This is a genomic window from Rhizobium alarense (assembly GCF_021555155.1).
In the GTDB taxonomy this organism is placed as follows: domain Bacteria; phylum Pseudomonadota; class Alphaproteobacteria; order Rhizobiales; family Rhizobiaceae; genus Rhizobium_D; species Rhizobium_D alarense.
On the sequence record NZ_JAKGBU010000094.1, the window covers coordinates 1 to 19,242 of the forward strand.

At 66.3% G+C, this 19,242-nt stretch carries 14 protein-coding genes; 7 read left to right on the forward strand and 7 right to left on the reverse strand.

The features are described 5' to 3' along the window. A partial coding sequence (locus tag LXM94_RS22035; RefSeq protein WP_268965213.1) for a glycosyltransferase occupies positions 1-439 on the forward strand: 439 nt, incomplete at its 5' end. On the opposite strand, the gene LXM94_RS22040 is transcribed toward LXM94_RS22035, so the two are convergent. Then, positions 417-1,097, reverse strand: a complete 681-nt coding sequence (locus LXM94_RS22040; protein ID WP_235773626.1) for a methyltransferase domain-containing protein — start codon at positions 1,095-1,097, stop codon at positions 417-419. The two genes, LXM94_RS22035 and LXM94_RS22040, sit on opposite strands and share 23 nt — an antisense overlap. A 310-nt stretch (positions 1,098-1,407) precedes the next feature. Here LXM94_RS22040 and LXM94_RS22045 point away from each other — a divergent pair, with 310 nt between their 5' ends. The 3 genes from LXM94_RS22045 to LXM94_RS22055 all read left to right on the forward strand — a co-directional run bounded on the left by LXM94_RS22045 (position 1,408) and on the right by LXM94_RS22055 (position 5,721). Beyond that, positions 1,408-4,125 carry an ABC transporter transmembrane domain-containing protein gene (locus tag LXM94_RS22045; RefSeq protein ID WP_235773627.1) on the forward strand — a complete coding sequence of 906 codons (2,718 nt, stop codon included), beginning with the start codon at positions 1,408-1,410 and terminating at the stop codon, positions 4,123-4,125. A 47-nt stretch (positions 4,126-4,172) separates the two neighbouring features. Beyond that, positions 4,173-4,631, forward strand: coding sequence for a cyclic nucleotide-binding domain-containing protein (locus LXM94_RS22050; protein WP_235773628.1), 459 nt, complete (start codon positions 4,173-4,175; stop codon positions 4,629-4,631). Positions 4,632-4,890: 259 nt separating this feature from the next. Beyond that, positions 4,891-5,721 (forward strand): MBL fold metallo-hydrolase, encoded by an 831-nt coding sequence (locus LXM94_RS22055; protein WP_235773629.1) that lies wholly within the window; start codon positions 4,891-4,893, stop codon positions 5,719-5,721. A gap of 4 nt (positions 5,722-5,725) precedes the next feature. Here the strand turns inward: LXM94_RS22055 and LXM94_RS22060 are convergent, their stop codons facing one another. The 3 genes from LXM94_RS22060 to LXM94_RS22070 form a co-directional block, all read right to left on the reverse strand. Then, positions 5,726-6,658 (reverse strand): lysylphosphatidylglycerol synthase domain-containing protein, encoded by a 933-nt coding sequence (locus tag LXM94_RS22060; RefSeq protein ID WP_235773630.1) that lies wholly within the window; start codon positions 6,656-6,658, stop codon positions 5,726-5,728. Between the two features lie 202 nt (positions 6,659-6,860). Further along, positions 6,861-8,252 carry a M20/M25/M40 family metallo-hydrolase gene (locus LXM94_RS22065; protein WP_235773631.1) on the reverse strand — a complete coding sequence of 464 codons (1,392 nt, stop codon included), beginning with the start codon at positions 8,250-8,252 and terminating at the stop codon, positions 6,861-6,863. A gap of 67 nt (positions 8,253-8,319) precedes the next feature. Continuing rightward, a complete protein-coding gene (locus tag LXM94_RS22070) occupies positions 8,320-8,760 on the reverse strand; it encodes a MarR family winged helix-turn-helix transcriptional regulator (RefSeq protein ID WP_235773632.1) in 441 nt (146 codons plus the stop codon). 383 nt (positions 8,761-9,143) lie between these two features. On the opposite strand from LXM94_RS22070, the gene polA reads away from it, so the two are divergent. Then, positions 9,144-12,134 carry a DNA polymerase I gene (gene polA, locus LXM94_RS22075; RefSeq protein WP_235773633.1) on the forward strand — a complete coding sequence of 997 codons (2,991 nt, stop codon included), beginning with the start codon at positions 9,144-9,146 and terminating at the stop codon, positions 12,132-12,134. Between the two features lie 73 nt (positions 12,135-12,207). On the opposite strand, the gene LXM94_RS22080 is transcribed toward polA, so the two are convergent. The 3 genes from LXM94_RS22080 to LXM94_RS22090 form a co-directional block, all read right to left on the reverse strand. Continuing rightward, positions 12,208-14,025 carry a methyl-accepting chemotaxis protein gene (locus LXM94_RS22080; protein WP_235773634.1) on the reverse strand — a complete coding sequence of 606 codons (1,818 nt, stop codon included), beginning with the start codon at positions 14,023-14,025 and terminating at the stop codon, positions 12,208-12,210. 8 nt (positions 14,026-14,033) lie between these two features. Further along, the gene (locus tag LXM94_RS22085) at positions 14,034-15,026 is read right to left on the reverse strand and encodes a cytochrome-c peroxidase (protein WP_235773635.1); all 993 of its coding nucleotides are present in this window, start codon (positions 15,024-15,026) and stop codon (positions 14,034-14,036) included. A 365-nt stretch (positions 15,027-15,391) separates the two neighbouring features. Further along, the gene (locus tag LXM94_RS22090; protein WP_235773636.1) at positions 15,392-17,200 is read right to left on the reverse strand and encodes an ABC transporter ATP-binding protein; all 1,809 of its coding nucleotides are present in this window, start codon (positions 17,198-17,200) and stop codon (positions 15,392-15,394) included. A gap of 257 nt (positions 17,201-17,457) precedes the next feature. Here LXM94_RS22090 and LXM94_RS22095 point away from each other — a divergent pair, with 257 nt between their 5' ends. Together LXM94_RS22095 and LXM94_RS22100 are read left to right on the forward strand one after the other, a co-directional pair. After that, a complete protein-coding gene (locus LXM94_RS22095) occupies positions 17,458-18,672 on the forward strand; it encodes a glycosyltransferase family 4 protein (RefSeq protein ID WP_235773637.1) in 1,215 nt (404 codons plus the stop codon). Further along, the coding region (locus LXM94_RS22100) for a glycoside hydrolase family 5 protein (protein WP_235773638.1) at positions 18,669-19,242 on the forward strand (574 nt) is incomplete at its 3' end. The genes LXM94_RS22095 and LXM94_RS22100, both read left to right, overlap by 4 nt.

Below are 19,242 nucleotides of genomic sequence, written 5' to 3' on the forward strand. Positions count from 1 at the left end.
GCCGGCCTCGGGACGCTGGCTGATCGTCACGGGCCCGAACCTGCCGGAGGAGACGTTCCGCAACCTGTCGGCATGCAAGCCGCCGCATGTGGAAATCGAGCGGTTCCGGCGCGACTTCCCCTCGCTGCTGCGCGGTGCCCGGCTCTCGGTCTCGCAGGCGGGCTACAACACGGTCTGCGACGTGCTGCGCGCCGGCTGCCGGGCGGTGCTCGTTCCCTTCACGACGGGCGGCGAGACGGAGCAGGCGACGCGTGCCGAGCGGCTGGAGCGGCTCGGGCTCGCGGCGGTGCTGCCGGAGGAGACGATGACCGGGGCGGGCATGGCGGAGGCCGTCGCGGCAATGCTGTCGGCGGGGCCGGTTCCGTCGTCCGGCCTCGATCTCGACGGGGCGGCGAAGACTGCCGAAATCCTTGCCGCTATGTGGCGCCGATCAGCATGAAGCGGGTGTAGTTCTTCGTCCTGAAGCCGCCGGCGAACTGCAGGCTGGCAAGCTTCGCCTGGCCGGCGAAAGCCTCGACCGAGGGCACGCAGTTGATATGCGTCGGCTCGGCGAAATAGTCGTTCGACTGCAGCAGCACGCGGCTGCCGCGCGGCAGGCGTGCGAGCCAGCCGGCGACGTCGGCGATGTGCTCGCAACTCGTATTGACGACGAGGTCGGCGCCGAGCGCGCCGTAGTCGACGGCATACATGTCGGCGGTCATGGTGTCGAAACGCGCGCCGGCCGCCTGGTTCAGCGTCCGGGCGACCGTCTCCACGGCGGCGTCGATGTCGATGCTCGTGATGCGAAGCGGCGAAAAACGCGGATCGTCGAAGAGCATCGCGGCGAGGATGCCGTACCAGCCGCCGACAATGACGATCCGCTCGTAATGCCCGCCCAGCGTCTCGAACAGCTTGTCGCAGGCCCAGCGCTTGGAAGCGACCTGCTTGTGGTTGAAGGCATTGGCGATGTCGGCATCCGGGTGCCTGCCGATGACCCGCGCGAGACCGGCAACGAGGCTGCTTGCCGTGTAGGCCGCGATGCCGCGCGCCAGATCGAAACAGGCATCATGCATGGCGTCTGCGTCGGTCGACGGTCTGTTTTCCGAGATGGTGTTCATGGCGCGCGTGTTGTACCTTGCCCCCCTGCGAAGCGCAATCGAACCGGGTCCGTGCGATGAGTACTCCGCCACACCGTCATCCCGTCTCACGGATTCCGGCATTCCGCCGCGGGCGCAAGGTGCCGTGCGCGAATATGTCGGACGGCTCGACCGTGTTCGATATGGGCCGGCGAGCCGGATTGTGTTCGCCGGACCGCTTGCAATGCGTCCGCCGAATCTCCACCTAAGCCGCCCCGCCGCCGCGGGACCTTCCTGTCCTGTCGCCGGCTCCATGTTCTCGAACCGCGCATTCTCTTGACCTAAGGTGTTCATGGAAAAGAGCCTTTCACGCTACATCTGGATCAACACGAAGCGGCAGCAGCTGTGGATCCTGTTCATCGTCGCGATCTCCATGATCCCCTATTTCCTGTCCTTCGATCTGCCGAAGCAGATCGTCAACGGGCCGATCCAGGGGCAGGGCTTCGAGGGGCCGGGTGCGACGCAGCTCTTCATGCGCCTGGATTTCGACCTGCCGTTTTTCGGCAATGTGGTCCTGTTCGAAGGCGTGGAACTCGACCGCAGCGCGATGCTCTTCGCGCTCTCGATGGTCTTCCTGCTGCTGGTGATCGTCAACGGCCTCTTCAAGTTCTACATCAACACCTACAAGGGCCGCCTCGGCGAGCGCATGCTGCGCCGCATCCGTTTCGACCTCGTCGACCGGGTGCTGCGCTTCCCGCCGACGCAGTTCAAGCGCCTGAAGGGCGCGGAGGTGGCGAGCATGGTGAAGGACGAGGTGGAGCCGCTCGGCGGCTTCACCGGCGATGCCTTCGTGCAGCCGGCGCTGCTCGGCGGCCAGGCGCTGACGGCGCTGTTCTTCATCTTCGTGCAGAATGTCTGGCTCGGCATGATCGCCGGCGTGATCGTGCTGGTGCAGGCCGTGCTGATTCCGCGCATGCGCCGGCGGCTGCTGGTGCTCGGCCGCGAGCGGCAGTTGACGGCACGCCAGCTCGCGGGGCGGGTCAGCGAGATCGTCGACGGCATCGGCACGATCCATGCCTACGACACGTCCAATTTCGAGCGCGCCGACATCGCCGCGCGGCTCGGGCGCATCTTCAGGATCCGCTACGACCTCTACCAGTGGAAATTCCTGGTCAAGTTCATCAACAACTTCCTGGCATCGGTGACGCCCTTCCTGTTCTACTGCATCGGCGGTTATCTGGCGCTGCAGGGCCGGCTCGACATCGGCCAGCTCGTCGCCGTCATCGGCGCCTACAAGGATCTGCCCGGGCCGCTCAAGGAACTGATCGACTGGGACCAGAACCGGCAGGACGTGCAGGTGAAATACGCGCAGGTCGTCGAGCAGTTCAAGGTCGACCGGGCGATCGACCCGTCGATCCAGGCGCTGGTCGTCGACCGGCCGCTGGCGATCGGCGCACCGCTGGCCGCCGTCAACCTGTCGCTCGTCGACGACAGCGGCGCGAAGACGCTGGAAAACGTCTCGCTGAACATCAATCCGGGTGAGAGGGTTGCCATCGTCGGCAGCACGGCGGCGGGCGGAGAAGCGCTCGCCGAAGCCCTCGGCCGCATCGCCTGGCCGGAAACCGGCCGCGTCTGCGCCGGCGACGCGGACATTCTCGAACTGCCGGAATCGGTGACGGGCCGTCATATCTCCTATGCCTCGTCCGAAGCCTATTTCTTCCACGGCACGCTGCGCGACAACCTGCTCTACGGACTGAAACATGCGCCGCTGACCGAGTTTTCCTATGAGGGCGACGGCAGGAAGCACCGCAATTGGGAGATCGACGAAGCGCGCATGGCGGGCAATCCCGACTTTGACGTCAACAGCGACTGGATCGACTATGCCGCCGCACGGGCGACCGGCCCTGCCGACCTCTTCAAATCGATCCTGCGGGCGCTCGACGGCGTGCTTCTCTCCGACGACCTGCTTGATCTCGCGCTGCGTTCGCGGGTGAATGTCGACATCCATCCGCAGATCGCCGGGCGGATCGTGGAACTGCGCGGCGAACTGCGCGGCGAACTGGAGAAGGGGAACCTCGCCAACCTGATCATGCCCTTCGAGCCGGATGCCTACAACACCGAGGCGACGGTCGGCGAGAACCTGCTGTTCGGCAACGCCACCGGTCCGGCGCTGATGGGCAACGAGATCGGCAAGAACGAGTATTTCCGCTCCGTCGTGCGGCGCAACGGCCTCGCCGAGGCGCTGTATGATATGGGCTACGAGATCGCCGCCAACGCGGTCGAGCTCTTCAGCGGCCTGCCGCCGGACCATCCGTTCTTCCAGCAGCTCACCTTCATGACGGCGGACGACCTGCCCGCCTACCAGCTGCTGGTGCAGAAGCTGCAGGGCGTCGGCTTCTCCGCGGCGTCCGACGAGGATCGCTCGAAGATGATCCGCCTGAGCTTCGCCTATATCGAGCCGCGGCATCGTTTCGGCCTGCTCGGCGCGGATCTCATGGCGAAGATCGTGGAGGCGCGCCACGCCTTCCACGGCGGCCTGCCGGAGGCGCTGAAGGAACAGATCGAACGCTACGATCCCGAACGCTATACCGCATCGGCGAGCCTGATGGACAACGTGCTCTTCGGCCGCATCAGCCATCGGCACTCGGACGGGCAGGAGCGGGTGCGCACCATCGTGCGCGGCCTGCTGAGCCGCCCGGGCCTCTATGAGGACGTCTTCGCGATCGGCCTCGATTTCGACGTCGGCGTCGGCGGCAAGCGGCTGACCTCCGTGCAGCGGCAGAAGCTGAATCTGGCGCGGGCCATCCTGCGCCGGTCCGACTACTACGTCTTCAACCGCCCGCTGCCCGGCCTCGACCATCGCCTGCAGGACCTGATCGTGCGCAACGTGCTCGGCCTGCTCCGCGGCGAGGATCACGATCCCGCAATCGTCTGGGTGCTGTCGAACACCGGGCTGACCGACCACTTCGACCGCGTCCTGCTCTTCGAGCGCGGCCGGCTCGTGGCCGACGGAACGCACGAAAAACTGGTCAGAGAAAACGAGACTTTCAAGGAACTGGTTTCAATGTAACAATAGGGGCGTATCCTGTCGGTGGCGTAGGGGAACGGGCAAGGGACATGCTGCTAAACGACGAAGTACAGATGCTGAAGCGCGTGCCGCTGTTTGCGGGCGTGTCGCCGGCCAAATTGAAGCTTCTCGCCTTCACCTCCGACAGGGTGAATTTCGCCGCCGGCGAGGTGCTGTTCCGCCAGGGCGAGACCGGCGACGCCGCCTACGTGATCCTGTCGGGCAAGGCGGAGATTCTGGTGGAAACCTCCGGCGGCGAGTTCAAGCTCGCCGATGTCGAGCTGAATTCCATCGTCGGCGAGATCGCGATCCTGTGCGACGTCACCCGCACGGCGACGATCCGGGCGGTGACGCCGCTCGACGCGCTCCGCATCCGCAAGGAGCACTTCCTCAAGCTGCTCACCGATTTCCCGGAGATGACCATTGAGGTGATGCGGGTTCTCGCCGACCGCCTGAGCCGCACCACGACCGAGCTCATCAAGCAGCGCGACCTCGCCCACCACGCCTGAGGCCGCCGGTCTTCGAAATTCAGACTATTTGATGGCGCCCTTCCCTTCGGGAAGAAAGTTTGATCTTATCGTCTCCAGGAACCTATCGGACCGGCGGGATCTCCTGCGAAAGCGGCTGCCGGCCCGATAGCGGATGTTAAGGCTTGCCGCCTATCGTCGTGGGCGCAGGACGCCGGCAGCGCGCTGACGATTGCCGGGCGTCGACAGGTTCGGAGTCTGGAATGGCCAGGAGAATGCGGACAGAAACGGGCAGGGACGCGTGACTCCCGATCGGTTCGTCGTGCGATTCTGGGGTGTCAGAGGCAGCGTTCCGGTTTCGGGACCGCAGTTCCAGCGCTATGGCGGCAACACCATCTGCGTCGAGATGCGCTGCGGTTCCGACGTGCTGCTCTTCGACGCCGGCTCGGGCATCCCCTGCGCCGGCCATGCGCTGCGCGCAGAAGGCGTCGAGCGCATCGACCTGCTGTTCACGCACTGTCACTACGATCACATCCTGGGCTTCCCCTATTTCAAGCCGATGTACGATTCCGGCACCTCCGTGAAGCTCTGGTCCGGCCATCTCGCCGGCGCCATGACGACGCATGAGATGATCGAGGGCTTCATGCGTCCCCCGTGGTTCCCGGTGGGACCGTCGATCTGCCGCGCCAATCTCGAATTCGGCGACTTTCGCGCCGGCGACGTGCTCCAGCCCCGGCCGGCGATCACGGTCAGGACCGGTCCGCTCAACCATCCGGGCGGCGCGATCGGCTACCGGGTCGAATGGAACGGACGGGCCGTGGCGCTGATCACGGACACCGAACACGTGCCGGGCATCCTGGACCCGAACGTGCTTTCGCTCATCGAGGGCTGCGACCTCTTCATCTATGACGCCTGCTATACGGAAGAGGAAATGCAGCTCTACCGCGGTTTCGGCCATTCCACCTGGCAGCAGGCGGTGAAGCTGGCGCAGGCGGCGGGCGCGAAGCGGGCGGCCTTCATCCATCACGCGCCCTGGCGCACCGACGACGAGCTCGACGCGATGGACCGCGCGGCCACCGCGGTCTTCGGCGGGGCCTTCCACGCCCGCGACCGCCAGGAGCTGGAACTCTAACGCCCTACCCGGACCCGTGCCTCAGCCGCGCACGCTCGAAGACGACGATGACGACGAGCCCGAGCACGAAGGGGATCAGCAGATAGAACAGCCGGAAGATCGCAAGTGCCGCCAGCACGTCCGCGGGGTCGAGTTCGGGCAGGGCGGCGATGAAGACAAGTTCCAGCACGCCGATGCCGCCCGGCGCGTGGGACAGAAGGGCGGCGGAAAACGACGCCAGGAAAATGCCGAGGACGACGAGATAACCCGGATTTCCGTCGACCGGCAGCACGAAATAGATGATGCCGGCGGCGCCGATCAGCTCGATCGGTGCGATGACGAGCTGGCGCAGCGCCAGCGACGGACGCGGATATTCCAGCTTGAGCCAGCGCGTGTCGATCGCCCGGAAGCCGACGAGGCTGCCCATCACGTAGAGCGCGACCAGCGTCAGCAGCAGGATGCCGGTGCTGAAGGCCGCCTCGATCGGCAGGAAGTCCGCAAAGCGCTCGATGATCTCCGGCTCGACGATCAGCACCAGCCCGAAGAGCATGACCGTGCCGAGGGTGAAGGTGAAGGAACAGAAGGCGACGAGCACGCCCACCTCCGATCCGCTCAATCCCTTCGACGAATAGGCGCGGTAGCGCACGACCGCGCCTGAGAAGACCGATGCGCCGATATTGTGCGACAGCGCATAGGCGGTGAAGGAGGTGACCGTGATGAACCAGAGCGAGATGCGGTGGCCGAGATGCGACAGCGCCAGGTGGTCGTAGGCGGCGAGCGCCGCATAGGCAAGGAGCGTCGAGGCGGCGGCGAGCACCCAGCCGTGCGGCGGCACCGCGTGCAGGCTGTCCGTGAAATCGGCGAGCGACAGGCCCCGCAGGTCCCGGTAGAGAACCCAGATCGAGAAGACGATTGCCGTGGAGCCGACGATGGGCCAGAAGAGCCTGCGGATCCTCATCGGCCCTCTGCCGCCTTTCGGACCGGCCGGGACGCCGCCCCGTGCCGGATCGTCGGATTGCTGTGGCTCGTTTGGTTCCGTTGCATGTCTGGTCTTTCCGCTTGCCCCCGCCGCGCGGCGATTCCTCCAAAAGAGTGGGGCTTATCGTTCTCCATTCGGTTAATGGCGCGGGATTTCGTCCGGCTGCCGCCCGTCGCGCCGCTCAGCGCGCGGCGAGCGCCGAGAGGATGCGGATCCAGGAGCGAATCCCCTTCTCGAAGGACCGCAGCTCGTATTTCTCGTTCGGCGAGTGGATGCGGTCGTCGGAGAGGCCGAAGCCGACGAGCAGCGATTCCATGCCGAGCATTTTCTGGAAGTCACCGACGATCGGGATCGATCCGCCCATGCCGATCATCACGGCGGGCTTCGGCCATTCGTCGGAGAGGGCGTCCTTCGCCATCGCCAGCAGCGACGAATCGTAGGGAAGCTGGATCGCCGGCGATCCGCCATGGGCATGGAAGGTGACCGAGCAGTCCGCCGGGATCTTCGCGCGCACATAGGCGCGGAAGGCGTCGCGCACCTTGCCCGGATCCTGCCCGCCGACGAGCCGGAAGGAGACCTTGGCGGAGGCTTCCGCGGCGATCACCGTCTTGAAGCCCTCGCCCGTATAGCCGCCGGTGATGCCGTTCACCTCCGCCGTGGGGCGCGCCCAGGTGAGCTCGAGGACGGAACGCCCCTTCTCGCCGGACGGGACGGACAGCCCGACCTCGCCGAGGAAACTCTCCGCCGTGCGGCCAAGGGTTTCCCAGGCGGCCTTGATCTGGCTCGGCGTCTCCTCGACGCCGTCATAGAAACCCTTGAGCGTCACGCGGCCCGTCTTGTCGTGCAGGCCGGCGAGAATGCCGGCCAGGATGTGGATCGGGTTCGCCGCCGCGCCGCCGAAATAGCCGGAATGCAGGTCGCGGTCGGCCGCCTTGACGACGACCTCCTCGCCGACGAGGCCGCGCAGGCCGGCGGAGATCGCCGGCGTCTCGGCGTCCCACATGTTGGTATCGCAGACGAGCGCGAAATCGGCCGTGAGCTCGGCCGTGTGCGCCTCGAGGAACGGCTTCAGCGACGGCGAGCCGGATTCTTCCTCGCCCTCGAAGAGGATCGTCACCCGGCAGGGCAGCGTTCCCGTCGTCTCCTTGTAGGCGCGGCAGGCCTCGACGAAGGTCATCAGCTGGCCCTTGTCGTCCGAGGTGCCGCGACCCGTGATGATGCGCCGCCCGCCGGCAATGTCGCGCACCGCCGGCTCGAACGGGTCGTTGTCCCAGAGCTCCAGCGGGTCGACCGGCTGCACGTCGTAGTGGCCGTAGAATAGCACATGCGGCGCGTCGGGCGCGGCGCCGTCGTGATGGGCGACGACCATCGGATGGCCGGGCGTGTCGCGCACCGTCGCGTCGAAGCCGAGCGTGCGCAGTTCGCTTACCAGCCATTCGGCCGCCCGCCGGCATTCGGCCTTGTAGGCCGGATCGGTGGAGATCGACTTGATGCGCACCAGCTCGAAGAGCCTGTCGAGGCTCTGGGGCACACCGGCGGCTGCATGATCGAGGACGGGCAGAATGTTGGTCATGAGCGAATCCCTTGCTTTGCGGCGCGACATTAGAGCGCCCCGCCGCGTACGGCAATTCGATGACAGCTCAGATGCGCGGGTCGCGGCCGATATTGGCCAGCATCATGCGCATATATTCGAGGAGCAGCTCCCTTTCGAAGCGGCGGAAGCCGGCGAAGAGCCGCGCCTCGGTCTCGGCGGCGGCGGCGAGCGCCTCGTGCTTCAGCGCAATCGCGCGCGGCGTGAGCAGCACCCGCTGGGCCCGCCTGTCCTGCGGATGCGGCCGCCGTTCGACGAGGCCGTCGCGCTCCATGCGCGAAAGCGTGTTGGCGAGCGTCGCCTGTTCCACGTCGAGCCGGTCGAGCAACTGGCGTTGCGTCAGGCCGTCCTCATCCCAGAGTTCCACGAGGACCGGGAGCTGGCCCGGGGCAAACCCCACCGTCTTCGCCCGCTCCTGCAGGGCGCGGGCGGCGCCCTTGGCGAGAAGGGCAGAAAGATATGCGGCCGACTCCTTGCAATCGAAGCCCATGCGGGCACGCTATGCCGGAATACCGGCAACGGCAAGCATACATAGCATGGGATGTATTCCGGATGCGGCGCAAAGAAGAACCGCCACGGGCCGGAGGTGAGCCCGTGGCGGTCTTGCGAATGGTGGACAAAGGCCCGGAGAGGGGGATAAGGCCTTTGTCCTCTAGTCTGGCGCGGCGGGGGACAGGCCGGATGCCAGACAACGGCTTGATCAGGTGCCGATGAGAAGGATTTGGGTCTCCGAATGTGGCTTTTCAAGGGAAGCGGACGGCTGCGGAAATTACAAATTGGTAACGTTGGCGTGAGGCCCGCGCACGCGGAGAGGCACCGCGAAACAGCAATGAACAATGGACGCGCTGCGCGCTGCGCGCTATCCATTCGCCCATGAAAAACGGTGATCACCTCTTCCTCGTCGACGGCTCCGGATTCATCTTCCGGGCCTTCCACGCCATCCCCCCGCTCAACCGCAAATCGGACGGACTGCCGGTCAACGCCGTGTCGGGCTTCTGCAACATGCTGTGGAAGCTCCTGAAGGATGCGCGCAACACCGACGTGGGCGTGACGCCGACCCATTTCGCCGTGATCTTCGACTATTCGTCGAAGACCTTCCGCAACGAACTCTACGATCAGTACAAGGCCAACCGCACCGCGCCGCCGGAAGACCTGATCCCGCAGTTCGGCCTGATTCGCCACGCCACCCGCGCCTTCAACCTGCCCTGCATCGAGAAGGAAGGCTTCGAGGCGGATGACCTCATCGCCACCTATGCCCGGCTCGCCGAGGCGGCCGGCGCCGGCGTCACGATCGTGTCCTCCGACAAGGACCTCATGCAGCTCGTCACCGACAAGGTGTCGATGTACGACAGCATGAAGGACAAGCAGATCGCCATTCCCGAAGTGATCGAGAAATGGGGCGTCGCCCCGGAGAAGATGATCGACCTCCAGGCGATGACCGGTGACTCGACCGACAACGTGCCGGGCATTCCCGGCATCGGCCCGAAGACCGCGGCGCAGCTTCTGGAGGAATATGGCGACCTCGACACGCTGCTCGCCCGCGCCGAGGAGATCAAGCAGGTCAAGCGCCGCGAGAACATCGTCGCGAACCGGGAACTGGCACTGCTGTCGCGCGAACTCGTCCGGCTGAGGACCGACACGCCGCTCGACGTGCCGCTCGAGGACCTCTCGCTCCATCCGCAGGACGGGCCAAGGCTGATCGCCTTCCTGAAGGCGATGGAATTCACGTCGCTGACCCGGCGCGTGGCGGAAGCCTGCGACTGCGATGCCGGCGCGATCGAACCGGCGGTCGTGCCCGTCGAATGGGGTGGGGAGGCGCATGGCCCCGACCTCGACAAGGGCGACGCGGCAGGCCCGGTGCGCGAAACGGACGACAAGGAAAGCGCCGAGGCGGCAGCGGGCGCGCTCGTTCCCGGCACGGCCGGCGGCGGCGACCTGACGCCGTCGTCCTTCGCGAAGGCCCGCGCCGAGCGCTTCGCCACCCTGCCGGTCGACCATTCGGCCTATGTGGCGATCCGCGATCTCGCAACGCTCGACCGCTGGATCGCCGATGCGCGCGAGACCGGGCTCGTCGGCTTCGACACGGAGACGACCTCGCTCGACGCGATGCAGGCGGAGCTCTGCGGCTTCTCGCTCGCCATCGCCGACAACGGCAGGGATCCCTCCGGCACGGTGATCCGCGCGGCCTACGTTCCGCTGTCGCACAAGGCCGGGACCGGCGACCTGCTCGGCGGCGGGCTGGTGGAAGGCCAGATCCCGGTGCGCGACGCACTCGAAAGGCTGAAGGGCCTGCTGGAGGATCCGTCGATCCTTAAGGTCGCGCAGAATCTCAAATACGACTATCTCGTCATGCGCCGCCACGGCATCACCGTGACGGGCTTCGACGACACGATGCTGATGTCCTATGCGCTGGACGCCGGGGCGGGCACGCACGGCATGGACGCGCTGTCGGAGCGCTGGCTCGGCCACAAGCCGATCGCCTACAAGGACGTGGCGGGTTCCGGCAAGGGCGCCCAGACCTTCGACATGGTCGACATCGACCGGGCGACGGCCTATGCGGCCGAGGACGCGGACGTGACGCTCCGTCTCTGGCACGTGCTGAAGCCGCGGCTCGCGGCCGAAGGCATGACGACGGTCTACGAGCGGCTGGAGCGGCCGCTGGTGCCCGTGCTCGCCACCATGGAGGAGCGCGGCATCACCATCGACCGGCAGATCCTCTCGCGCCTCTCCGGCGAGCTGGCACAGGGTGCTGCGGCGCTCGAGGACGACATCTACCAGCTTGCCGGCGAGCGCTTCACCATCGGCTCGCCGAAGCAGCTCGGCGACATCCTGTTCGGCAAGATGGGCCTGCCCGGCGGGCAGAAGACGAAGACCGGCCAGTGGTCCACCTCCGCGCAGGTGCTGGAAGACCTCGCCGCGCAGGGCATTCCGCTGCCGCGCCGGATCGTCGATTGGCGCCAGCTCACCAAGCTCAAGTCGACCTATACCGACGCGCTGCCGGGGTTCGTGCATCCTGAGACGAAGCGGGTACACACGTCCTATGCGCTCGCCTCCACCACGACCGGGCGGCTTTCCTCCTCCGACCCGAACCTCCAGAACATCCCGGTGCGCACCGCGGAAGGCCGCAAGATCCGCACGGCCTTCATCGCGACGCCCGGCCACAAGCTGGTCTCGGCCGACTACAGCCAGATCGAGCTGCGCGTGCTCGCCCATGTCGCCGACATCCCGCAGTTGAAGCAGGCCTTTGCCGACGGCGTCGACATCCATGCGATGACGGCGTCCGAAATGTTCGGCGTGCCGGTCGAGGGCATGCCGTCGGAGGTGCGCCGCCGCGCCAAGGCGATCAACTTCGGCATCATCTACGGCATCTCGGCCTTCGGCCTCGCCAACCAGCTCTCGATCGAGCGCTCGGAGGCGGGCGACTACATCAAGAAGTATTTCGAGCGCTTCCCGGGCATCAAGGACTACATGGATTCCACCAAGGCCTTCGCCCGCGAGAACGGCTACGTCGAGACCATCTTCGGGCGGCGCGCACATTATCCCGAGATCAAGTCATCCAATCCGTCGGTGCGCGCCTTCAACGAGCGCGCCTCGATCAACGCGCCGATCCAGGGGTCGGCCGCCGACATCATCCGCCGCGCCATGATCAAGATGGAGCCGGCGCTGGCGGCGGCGAAACTGTCGGCGCGCATGCTGCTGCAGGTCCATGACGAACTGATCTTCGAGATCGAGGACCACGAAGTCGAGACGGCGATCCCGATCATCGTCGACGTGATGGAGAACGCCTCCATGCCGGCCCTGTCGATGGCGGTGCCGCTGAAGGTGGACGCCCGCGCTGCGACGAACTGGGACGAGGCGCACTGAGCGCGGCGAAAGCCGGGACGGCAGCGAACGCGCGCCTGTCGATCCGACACGTCTGCCGGGCAGGTCGCCCCGATCAGGACGCGAGCGCGTAGCCGGTGCCGGATGCCGGTCGCCGGTCTGCGTTTCCGTTCAGGTCGAATTGCGAAATCAGCTTCTGAAGCCGCTCCGTCTCCTCCGCGAGCATGTGGCTCGCCGCCTCCGTTTCGCCGACCTTGGCGGCGTTCTGCTGCGTCACCGTATCCATCTGGTGCATCGCGGCGTTGACCTGGGTCAGGTTGGAGGACTGCTCTCGCGCCGACTCGGTGATCGCGTCCATGAAGTGATTGATCTTGGCGATGCGGTCGCTGATGTCGTGCAGGGCAGCGCCGGTCTGGTTGACCAGCGCGACACCCGCCTGCACTTCGTTGCCGGAGCGGTCAATGAGCGCCTTGATCTCGCGGGCGGCCTGTCCTGACCGTTGCGCGAGGTCGCGAACCTCCTGGGCGACGACGGCGAAGCCCTTGCCGGCATCGCCGGCCCGGGCGGCCTCGACCCCCGCATTGAGCGCAAGGAGGTTCGTCTGAAAGGCGATCTGGTCGATCACGCCGATGATATTGTTGACCTGGCTCGACGAGGATTCGATGCGACCCATGGCCGTGACGGCTTTCGCCACGACGTCCGCCGAGGCGAGCGCCGAATGGTTGGCCTGGTTGGCGAGGTTGCGTGCGTCCTCGGCCCGCTCCGTCGATTGGCGAACCTGGGCGGTCACCTCGTTCAGCGCCGCCGCCGTCTCTTCGAGCGACGCGGCCTGCTGCTCGGTGCGGCCGGCAAGCTCCCGCGATCCGGCCTTGATGCAATTGGTGCTCCGGTCGATGCTCTCGGCGCTCTCCATCACCGTCGACAGCGTGACGGCGAGCTGCAGGACCGACTGATTGAAGTCGTGCCGAAGAGGCTCGAATTCCGAAGAGAAGGCCTTCTCGATCTGGAAGGATAGATCACCCGCGGCGAGCTTCTTCAATCCGAAGGCAAGGCCGGACGTCGCGGTTGCCAGCCTCTCCTGCGCCTGCGCCTCGGTAACCCGCTGGTGCTCGAGTCTCTGGGCCTCGGCACTTGCCCGCATCAATTCGGTCTCCTTCTCCAGTTGCGCCTGTGCGATGGCGTTGCGGCGGAAGATCTCAACCGCGTGGGCCATACGGCCGATTTCGTCGCGGCGCGCGACAAAGGGGATCGGTTGCTCGGAATTTCCACGGGCGAGCATGTCCATGGAGCCGGACAGTTGCAGAACGGGACCGGAAATGTTGCGCGCGATGAGCGTCAGCAGGACGACCATCACGAGCGCGATGCCGCCTGCAAGCATCAGTTCCTTTTCAATCCTGCTGCTAAGCGCCCCGTTTGCCGCGTCGACGGTGTCGACGGCCGTCTGCTCGACCAGGCTGTTCAAACCGTCGACCGCAGTCTGGGCGGCCTGAAACGAGCGGGACAGTTTCTCCGCCGTCGGGATCTCGGCCGCCTGCGCGAGGCCGAGCAACAGCCGGGCGTCCGCTTCCCAGGCCTTGTGGGCGAGCGTGACCTCGGTCACCTTGTCGCTCACCGCGGAAGACAGGGTCACGCCGGAGAATTTCCGGATCGTCTCGTCGACCGCGTCGCTTTTTCCGTTGAACTCCTTTGCGACATCGGCCGCGGAGATGAAGTTCGTCATGTCGGTGACACGCACGACCACGGCGGCGGCCGCCTTCATCTCGCGGTCCGCTTCGGCGGCCAGCGATTTTGCGGCGAAGGCATTCTCGACGACGGATTGCACGTCAGCCTGGCCCGAGACGGCCTGCGCCCCGATAAGCCCGGCGCTGCCGAACCCGATGACCACGGTTGCAAGGAGCGGAAGCAGGATCTTGTAACGAATCGACAGCTGCACGGTACACCTCAATTCGGCAAAGTTGGCAGGGGTATGTCCTGCTTTTCGGCGGTCAGCGTGCTGAGGAACGCAATCAGATCTCTCTTCTCCTCTTCCTCCAGCGAAAACGGGATCATCAGGGGCGACAGAGACGGTCGGCTCTTGCCGCCGTTCTCATAGTGGGCGATCACCTCCGCCATCGTCTGCAGGCTGCCGTCATGCATGTAGGGTGCGCGATAGAGCGTGTTGCGAAGCCCCGGCGTCTTGAATGCGAACTGGGCCTCGACATTGTCCGGCTCCAGTTTGCCCCTGCCGATATCCTCGCTCGGCAGACCGATGTCATGGAACTGGTTGTCGGCGAAGTTCCAGCCGGAATGGCATGACGCACAGCCGGCCTTGCCGGTGAAAATGTCGAAGCCGCGCTTGGCGCTTTCGGAAATCGCGTTCTCGTCGCCATCGACCCATCGATCGAAGGGCGACCATGCCGACACGACCGTTCGCTCATAGGTCGCGATCGCCGTCAGGAGGTTCTCTTTCGATACGCCGCTGCCGGGAAACACGTCCTCGAACCAGCGCTTGTAGTCCGGTATGGCCTGAATTTCCGTCAGGATGGCACCCATTTCCCCGTTCATTTCCGCTTCCGCCGTGATCGGTCCCTCCGCCTGTTTCTCCAGCGTCGGCGCGCGCCCGTCCCAGAAGGCGGGAGAAATCCAGGCGGCATTGAGAACGGTGGGCGCCTGGCGGCCGAGGGCGGTGTTCTGCGCCCCGATCGGCGTCTTGACCGGCGTTTCGAAACCGAAGGAGGGATTGTGGCAGCTCGCACAGGTCATGTTCTTGCTGCCGGAGAGCCGCGGATCGAAGAACAGCATCTTTCCCAGCGTCGCGAGCTGTGGCGAATAGGGCGTCACGTTTTCAAAGGGGATCAGCAGGGGGCGCTTGAACAGCGACTTGTCGCCGGCTTTCGAAGGAAAGGCAAAGAACAGCGCAAACAGAAGCAGGAGGAGCGAAGACTTGGTGGGCATCTGGATCGTCCGACACGAATATCTCAAGCCTCATGCTCCGGACATCTGTGTCATACGACGGCTCTTGCCGCTGCCCGTCTCCGGTATATAAGAACTTCATTAATCAATAATTTCATTCGTGTTCCCCTAACCTGCATCTGATCCACGACGCAGGGTTGATCTGACGATCGGCACTCGGTTTTTCGGTGTGTTGCGGCGTCCTGTTCAAGCTGTTCCGTGCGAATTTGCAGCGGCCGGGCGCCGACGGTTGCGCAGCGTGTCATCCGCTGCCGCAAGGCCCCTCGCTGCGGCACCGGGGAAAACCCGTGCGTGCGCGCAACGGATGCCGTCGCGGCCAAGGTCCGCCGCGATGACGCCCTGCGCCGTCACGCCGTCGCATCGCTCGGCGCGTGCCCGGTCTGGATGTCCCAGAGCGTGCGATAGAGCCCGCGCCCGGCGACGAGCGCGTCGTGCGTGCCGGACTGGATGATGCGGCCGTCCTCCATGACGTGGATCGCATCCGCATGGACGACGGTGCTCAGCCGGTGCGCGACGAGGATCACGGTGCGCTTCCCCTTCATCTTCGCGAGCGAGCGCTGGATGGCGGCCTCGGTCTCGTTGTCGACGGCGCTCGTCGCTTCGTCGAGAATGAGGATCGCGGGATCGATCAGGAGCGCACGGGCAAGGGCGATGCGCTGGCGCTGGCCGCCCGAAAGCTTCTGGCCGTATTCGCCGATCGGGCTGTCGTAGCCGTGCGGCAGGGCGCGGATGAAGCCGTCGGCTTCCGCGAACCGGGCGGCGGCCTCGATCTCGCCGCGGCTCGCCGCCGGCCGGCCATAGGCGATGTTCTCGGCGACGGTGCCGTGGAAGAGCGTCACCTCCTGCGGCACCCAGGCCATGCTCTTGCGCAGACATTCGCCGGACCAGTCGCCGAGCGGCACGCCGTCGAGCAGGATCCGACCCTTCTGCGGGCGGATGAACAGGCCGAGGAGCTTGATGAGCGTCGACTTGCCGCTGCCGGTCGGCCCGACGAGGGCCACGGTCTCGCCGGCGCGGATCGAAAGATCGATGCCGGAGACGCCGCCCGGGCCCGTGGCATAGCGGAAGGAGATGTCCTCGATGCGGAAGGAGCCGGAGACCCTTGCCTCGTGGCGCCCGTGCGGTTCGCCGCGCGGCTCGTCGAGCAGCCGCAGGATGCGGCGGGTCGAGGCCATGGCGCGCTCGTAGAGGTCGGCGATCTCGGCAAGGCCCGTCATCGGCCAGAGCAGGCGCTGCGTCAGAAAAACCAGCAGGCCGTAGGCGCCGACCTGCATCTGTCCGGTCAGCGTCAGCCAGCCGCCGATCAGGAAGGTGGCGAGGAAGCCGGACAGGATCGCCATGCGGATGATCGGGATGAAGGCGGAGGAGACGCGGATCGCCGCCCGGTTCGCCTCGACATAGGCGAGGCTTTCCCTGGTCAGCGTCGCCGTTTCCCGCGCCTCGGCCCCGAAGGCGCGGATCGTCTGCAGGCCCTGCAGGTTGGTCGTCAGCCGCGCCCCGAGATTGCCGGCCCTGGCGCGCACCGCGTCGTAGCGCGCCTGGGCGCGGCGCTGGAACCAGAAGGCGCCGGCGACGATGGCGGGCACGGGCGTGAAGGCGATGACCGCGATCAGCGGCGAGACGATGAAGAACACGGCCCCGACGAGGATGACGGCGGCAAAGGTCTGGATCAGCTCGTTGGCGCCGCGGTCGAGGAAACGTTCGAGCTGGTTGATGTCGTCGTTGAGGATGGTCACCAGCTCGCCCGAGCGGTTCTCCTCGTAGAAGCCCGTCGGCAGATGCTGGGCGTGATCATAGCACAGGATGCGCAGCCGGTGCTGGATCTCCTGGGCGAGGCCGCGCCAGAGGATCTGGTAGAAATATTCGAAGAGCGATTCGCCGAACCAGATGAAGAAGGTGGCGATGCCGAGCAGCGTCAGCTGCTGTACCGGATCGGTGATGCCGAGCTGCGCCACGAAGGAATCCCTGCCGCGCACCACGATATCGAGCGCGATGCCGATCAGGATCTCCGGCATGACGTCGAAGATCTTGTTGATGATCGAGGAGGCGATCGCGCGCACGACCCGGCCGCGCTCGTCGCTGACGAGCGAGAAGAGAACGAGCAGGGGATGTCCCGGCCGGGCGGCGGCGTTCGGGGCTTGGGCGGGGCTGGACATGCGGCGGACCTTCGGAGCTGGCTCGCACCCGGGGCGGGACGGCGATCGGCGTTGCCCGGCTCTACCGTCCGCCGGCACGCCTTGCAATCCTGTTTACCAAGCCACCCGAAACGCTCCGGCCTTGCCGCCGGGGCGCAGCCGGCTTTAACGTTGCCTTAAGCCGGCCGTGGCCTCCTGCCGACGACGAGCGGGATGAGCCCGTTCCGGCAGGAGGCCCGCAACCCGGTTCCGCCTGCCACGATCCGATCGGAAGTGCCATGTCCGTACCCGATGCCCGCGACGATACAAACGCTTCGCCGCCGCGACCGCTCGCCGTCCAGGTCGTGCGGCAATATGCGCCGAACCGCGGGGGACTCGAGGACGTGGTCGCCAACCTGGCGAAGCAGCTGCAGGCGCGCGGCTATCGCGTGCGCATCGTGACACTCGACCGCCTTTTCACCGATCCCGGCCGCACCTTGCCGGCGTCCGAGACGATCGACGGGGTCGAGGTGGTGCGCATTCCCTTTTCCGGCAGCACGCGCTACCCGATCGCACCGGCGGTGTTTCGCCGGATTCGCGACGCCGACATCGTGCATGTGCACGCGATCGATTTCTTCTTCGACGCACTCGCCTGGGGCTGGCTTCTGCATCGAAAGCCGCTCGTGGCGACGACCCACGGCGGCTTCTTCCACACGCCGAAACATGCCGCGCTGAAAAAGGCCTGGTTCGCGACCGTCACGCGCCTTTCGGCGCTCGGCTACCGGCGGATCGTCGGCTGCAGCGCGCAGGACACGGCGCGGTTCGAAACGATCGCGCCGGGTCGCGTCGAGCGGATCGACAACGGCGCCGAGCTTGCCAAGTTCCACGACGCCGGCTCGCCGGCACCGCGCCGCGAGATCGTCACGATCGGCCGGTTTTCCGAGAACAAGCGGCTGAACCGGCTGCTCGACGCGATGGCCCTGCTCGCCGCCGGCGAACCGGCCTGGAAGCTCCACATCGTCGGCGTGCCGGGCGACCACAGCGAAGCGGCAGTCAGGCAGATGATCGCGGAACGCGGCCTCGTCCGGAACGTCTTGCTGCACATCGCACTTGCCAACGAGGCGGTTCGCGACGTGCTTTCCAGCTGCTCGATCTTCGCGTCCGCCTCGCGCTACGAGGGATTCGGGCTCGTCGCGGTCGAGGCGATGAGCGCTGGGCTGGTGCCGGTGCTCCATCCGAACACCGCCTACAGGGATCTCGCCGCACGCCATGCGGCCGTGCGCCTCGCCGATTTCGACCGGCCGGACGAGGCGGCGATGGCGCTCGAGGCCGCCTATGCGGCGCTCGGGCCGGATGCGACGGCAAGCCGGGCGGCGGCGATGGCTGCCGCCCGGCCCTATGCCTGGGACCAGGTGGGCGAGAGCTACATGCGGATCTACGAGCGCATCCTCCAGTCGCGCGGCACCCGCGCCTGCATTCCGGCGGCGGAGCGGTTGCCGGCGGGGCAGCCGTGACCGGCGGCCGGCGTCGTCTGCCGCGGCTCGGCTGCGCCATCGTCCTTGCGGCGGCGATCGCGGGCCATGCATTGTCCGCGCCGGCACGGGGGGCGGACATGTGTCTCAGGGGGATCAATCTGGCGGGTGCGGAGTTCGGCACCCTGCCCGGCCGGTACGACACGGACTATATCTATCCGAGCGAGCGCACGATCCGCTATTTTGCCGAACGGGGCTTCAACGCCGTGCGCCTTCCCTTCCGGTGGGAACGGCTGCAGCCGCGGCTGATGAGCGGCTTCGACAAGGCCGAGCGCACGCGGCTTGCCGACACCGTCACCCGTCTCAAGGCGGCCGGCATGACGGTCGTGCTCGATCCGCACAATTATGCCAGGTACCGCGACGAGCAGATCGGCTCGGCTTCCGTCCCCGACGCGGCCTTCGCCGATTTCTGGCGCCGGCTGGCGGAAGACTATGGCGGCGACCCGAAGGTGCAGTTCGGGCTGATGAACGAGCCTTATGACGTGCCGGCGGACCAATGGCTCGCCTCGGCCAATGCCGCGATCGCGGCGATCCGCGCGGCTGGCGCCGACA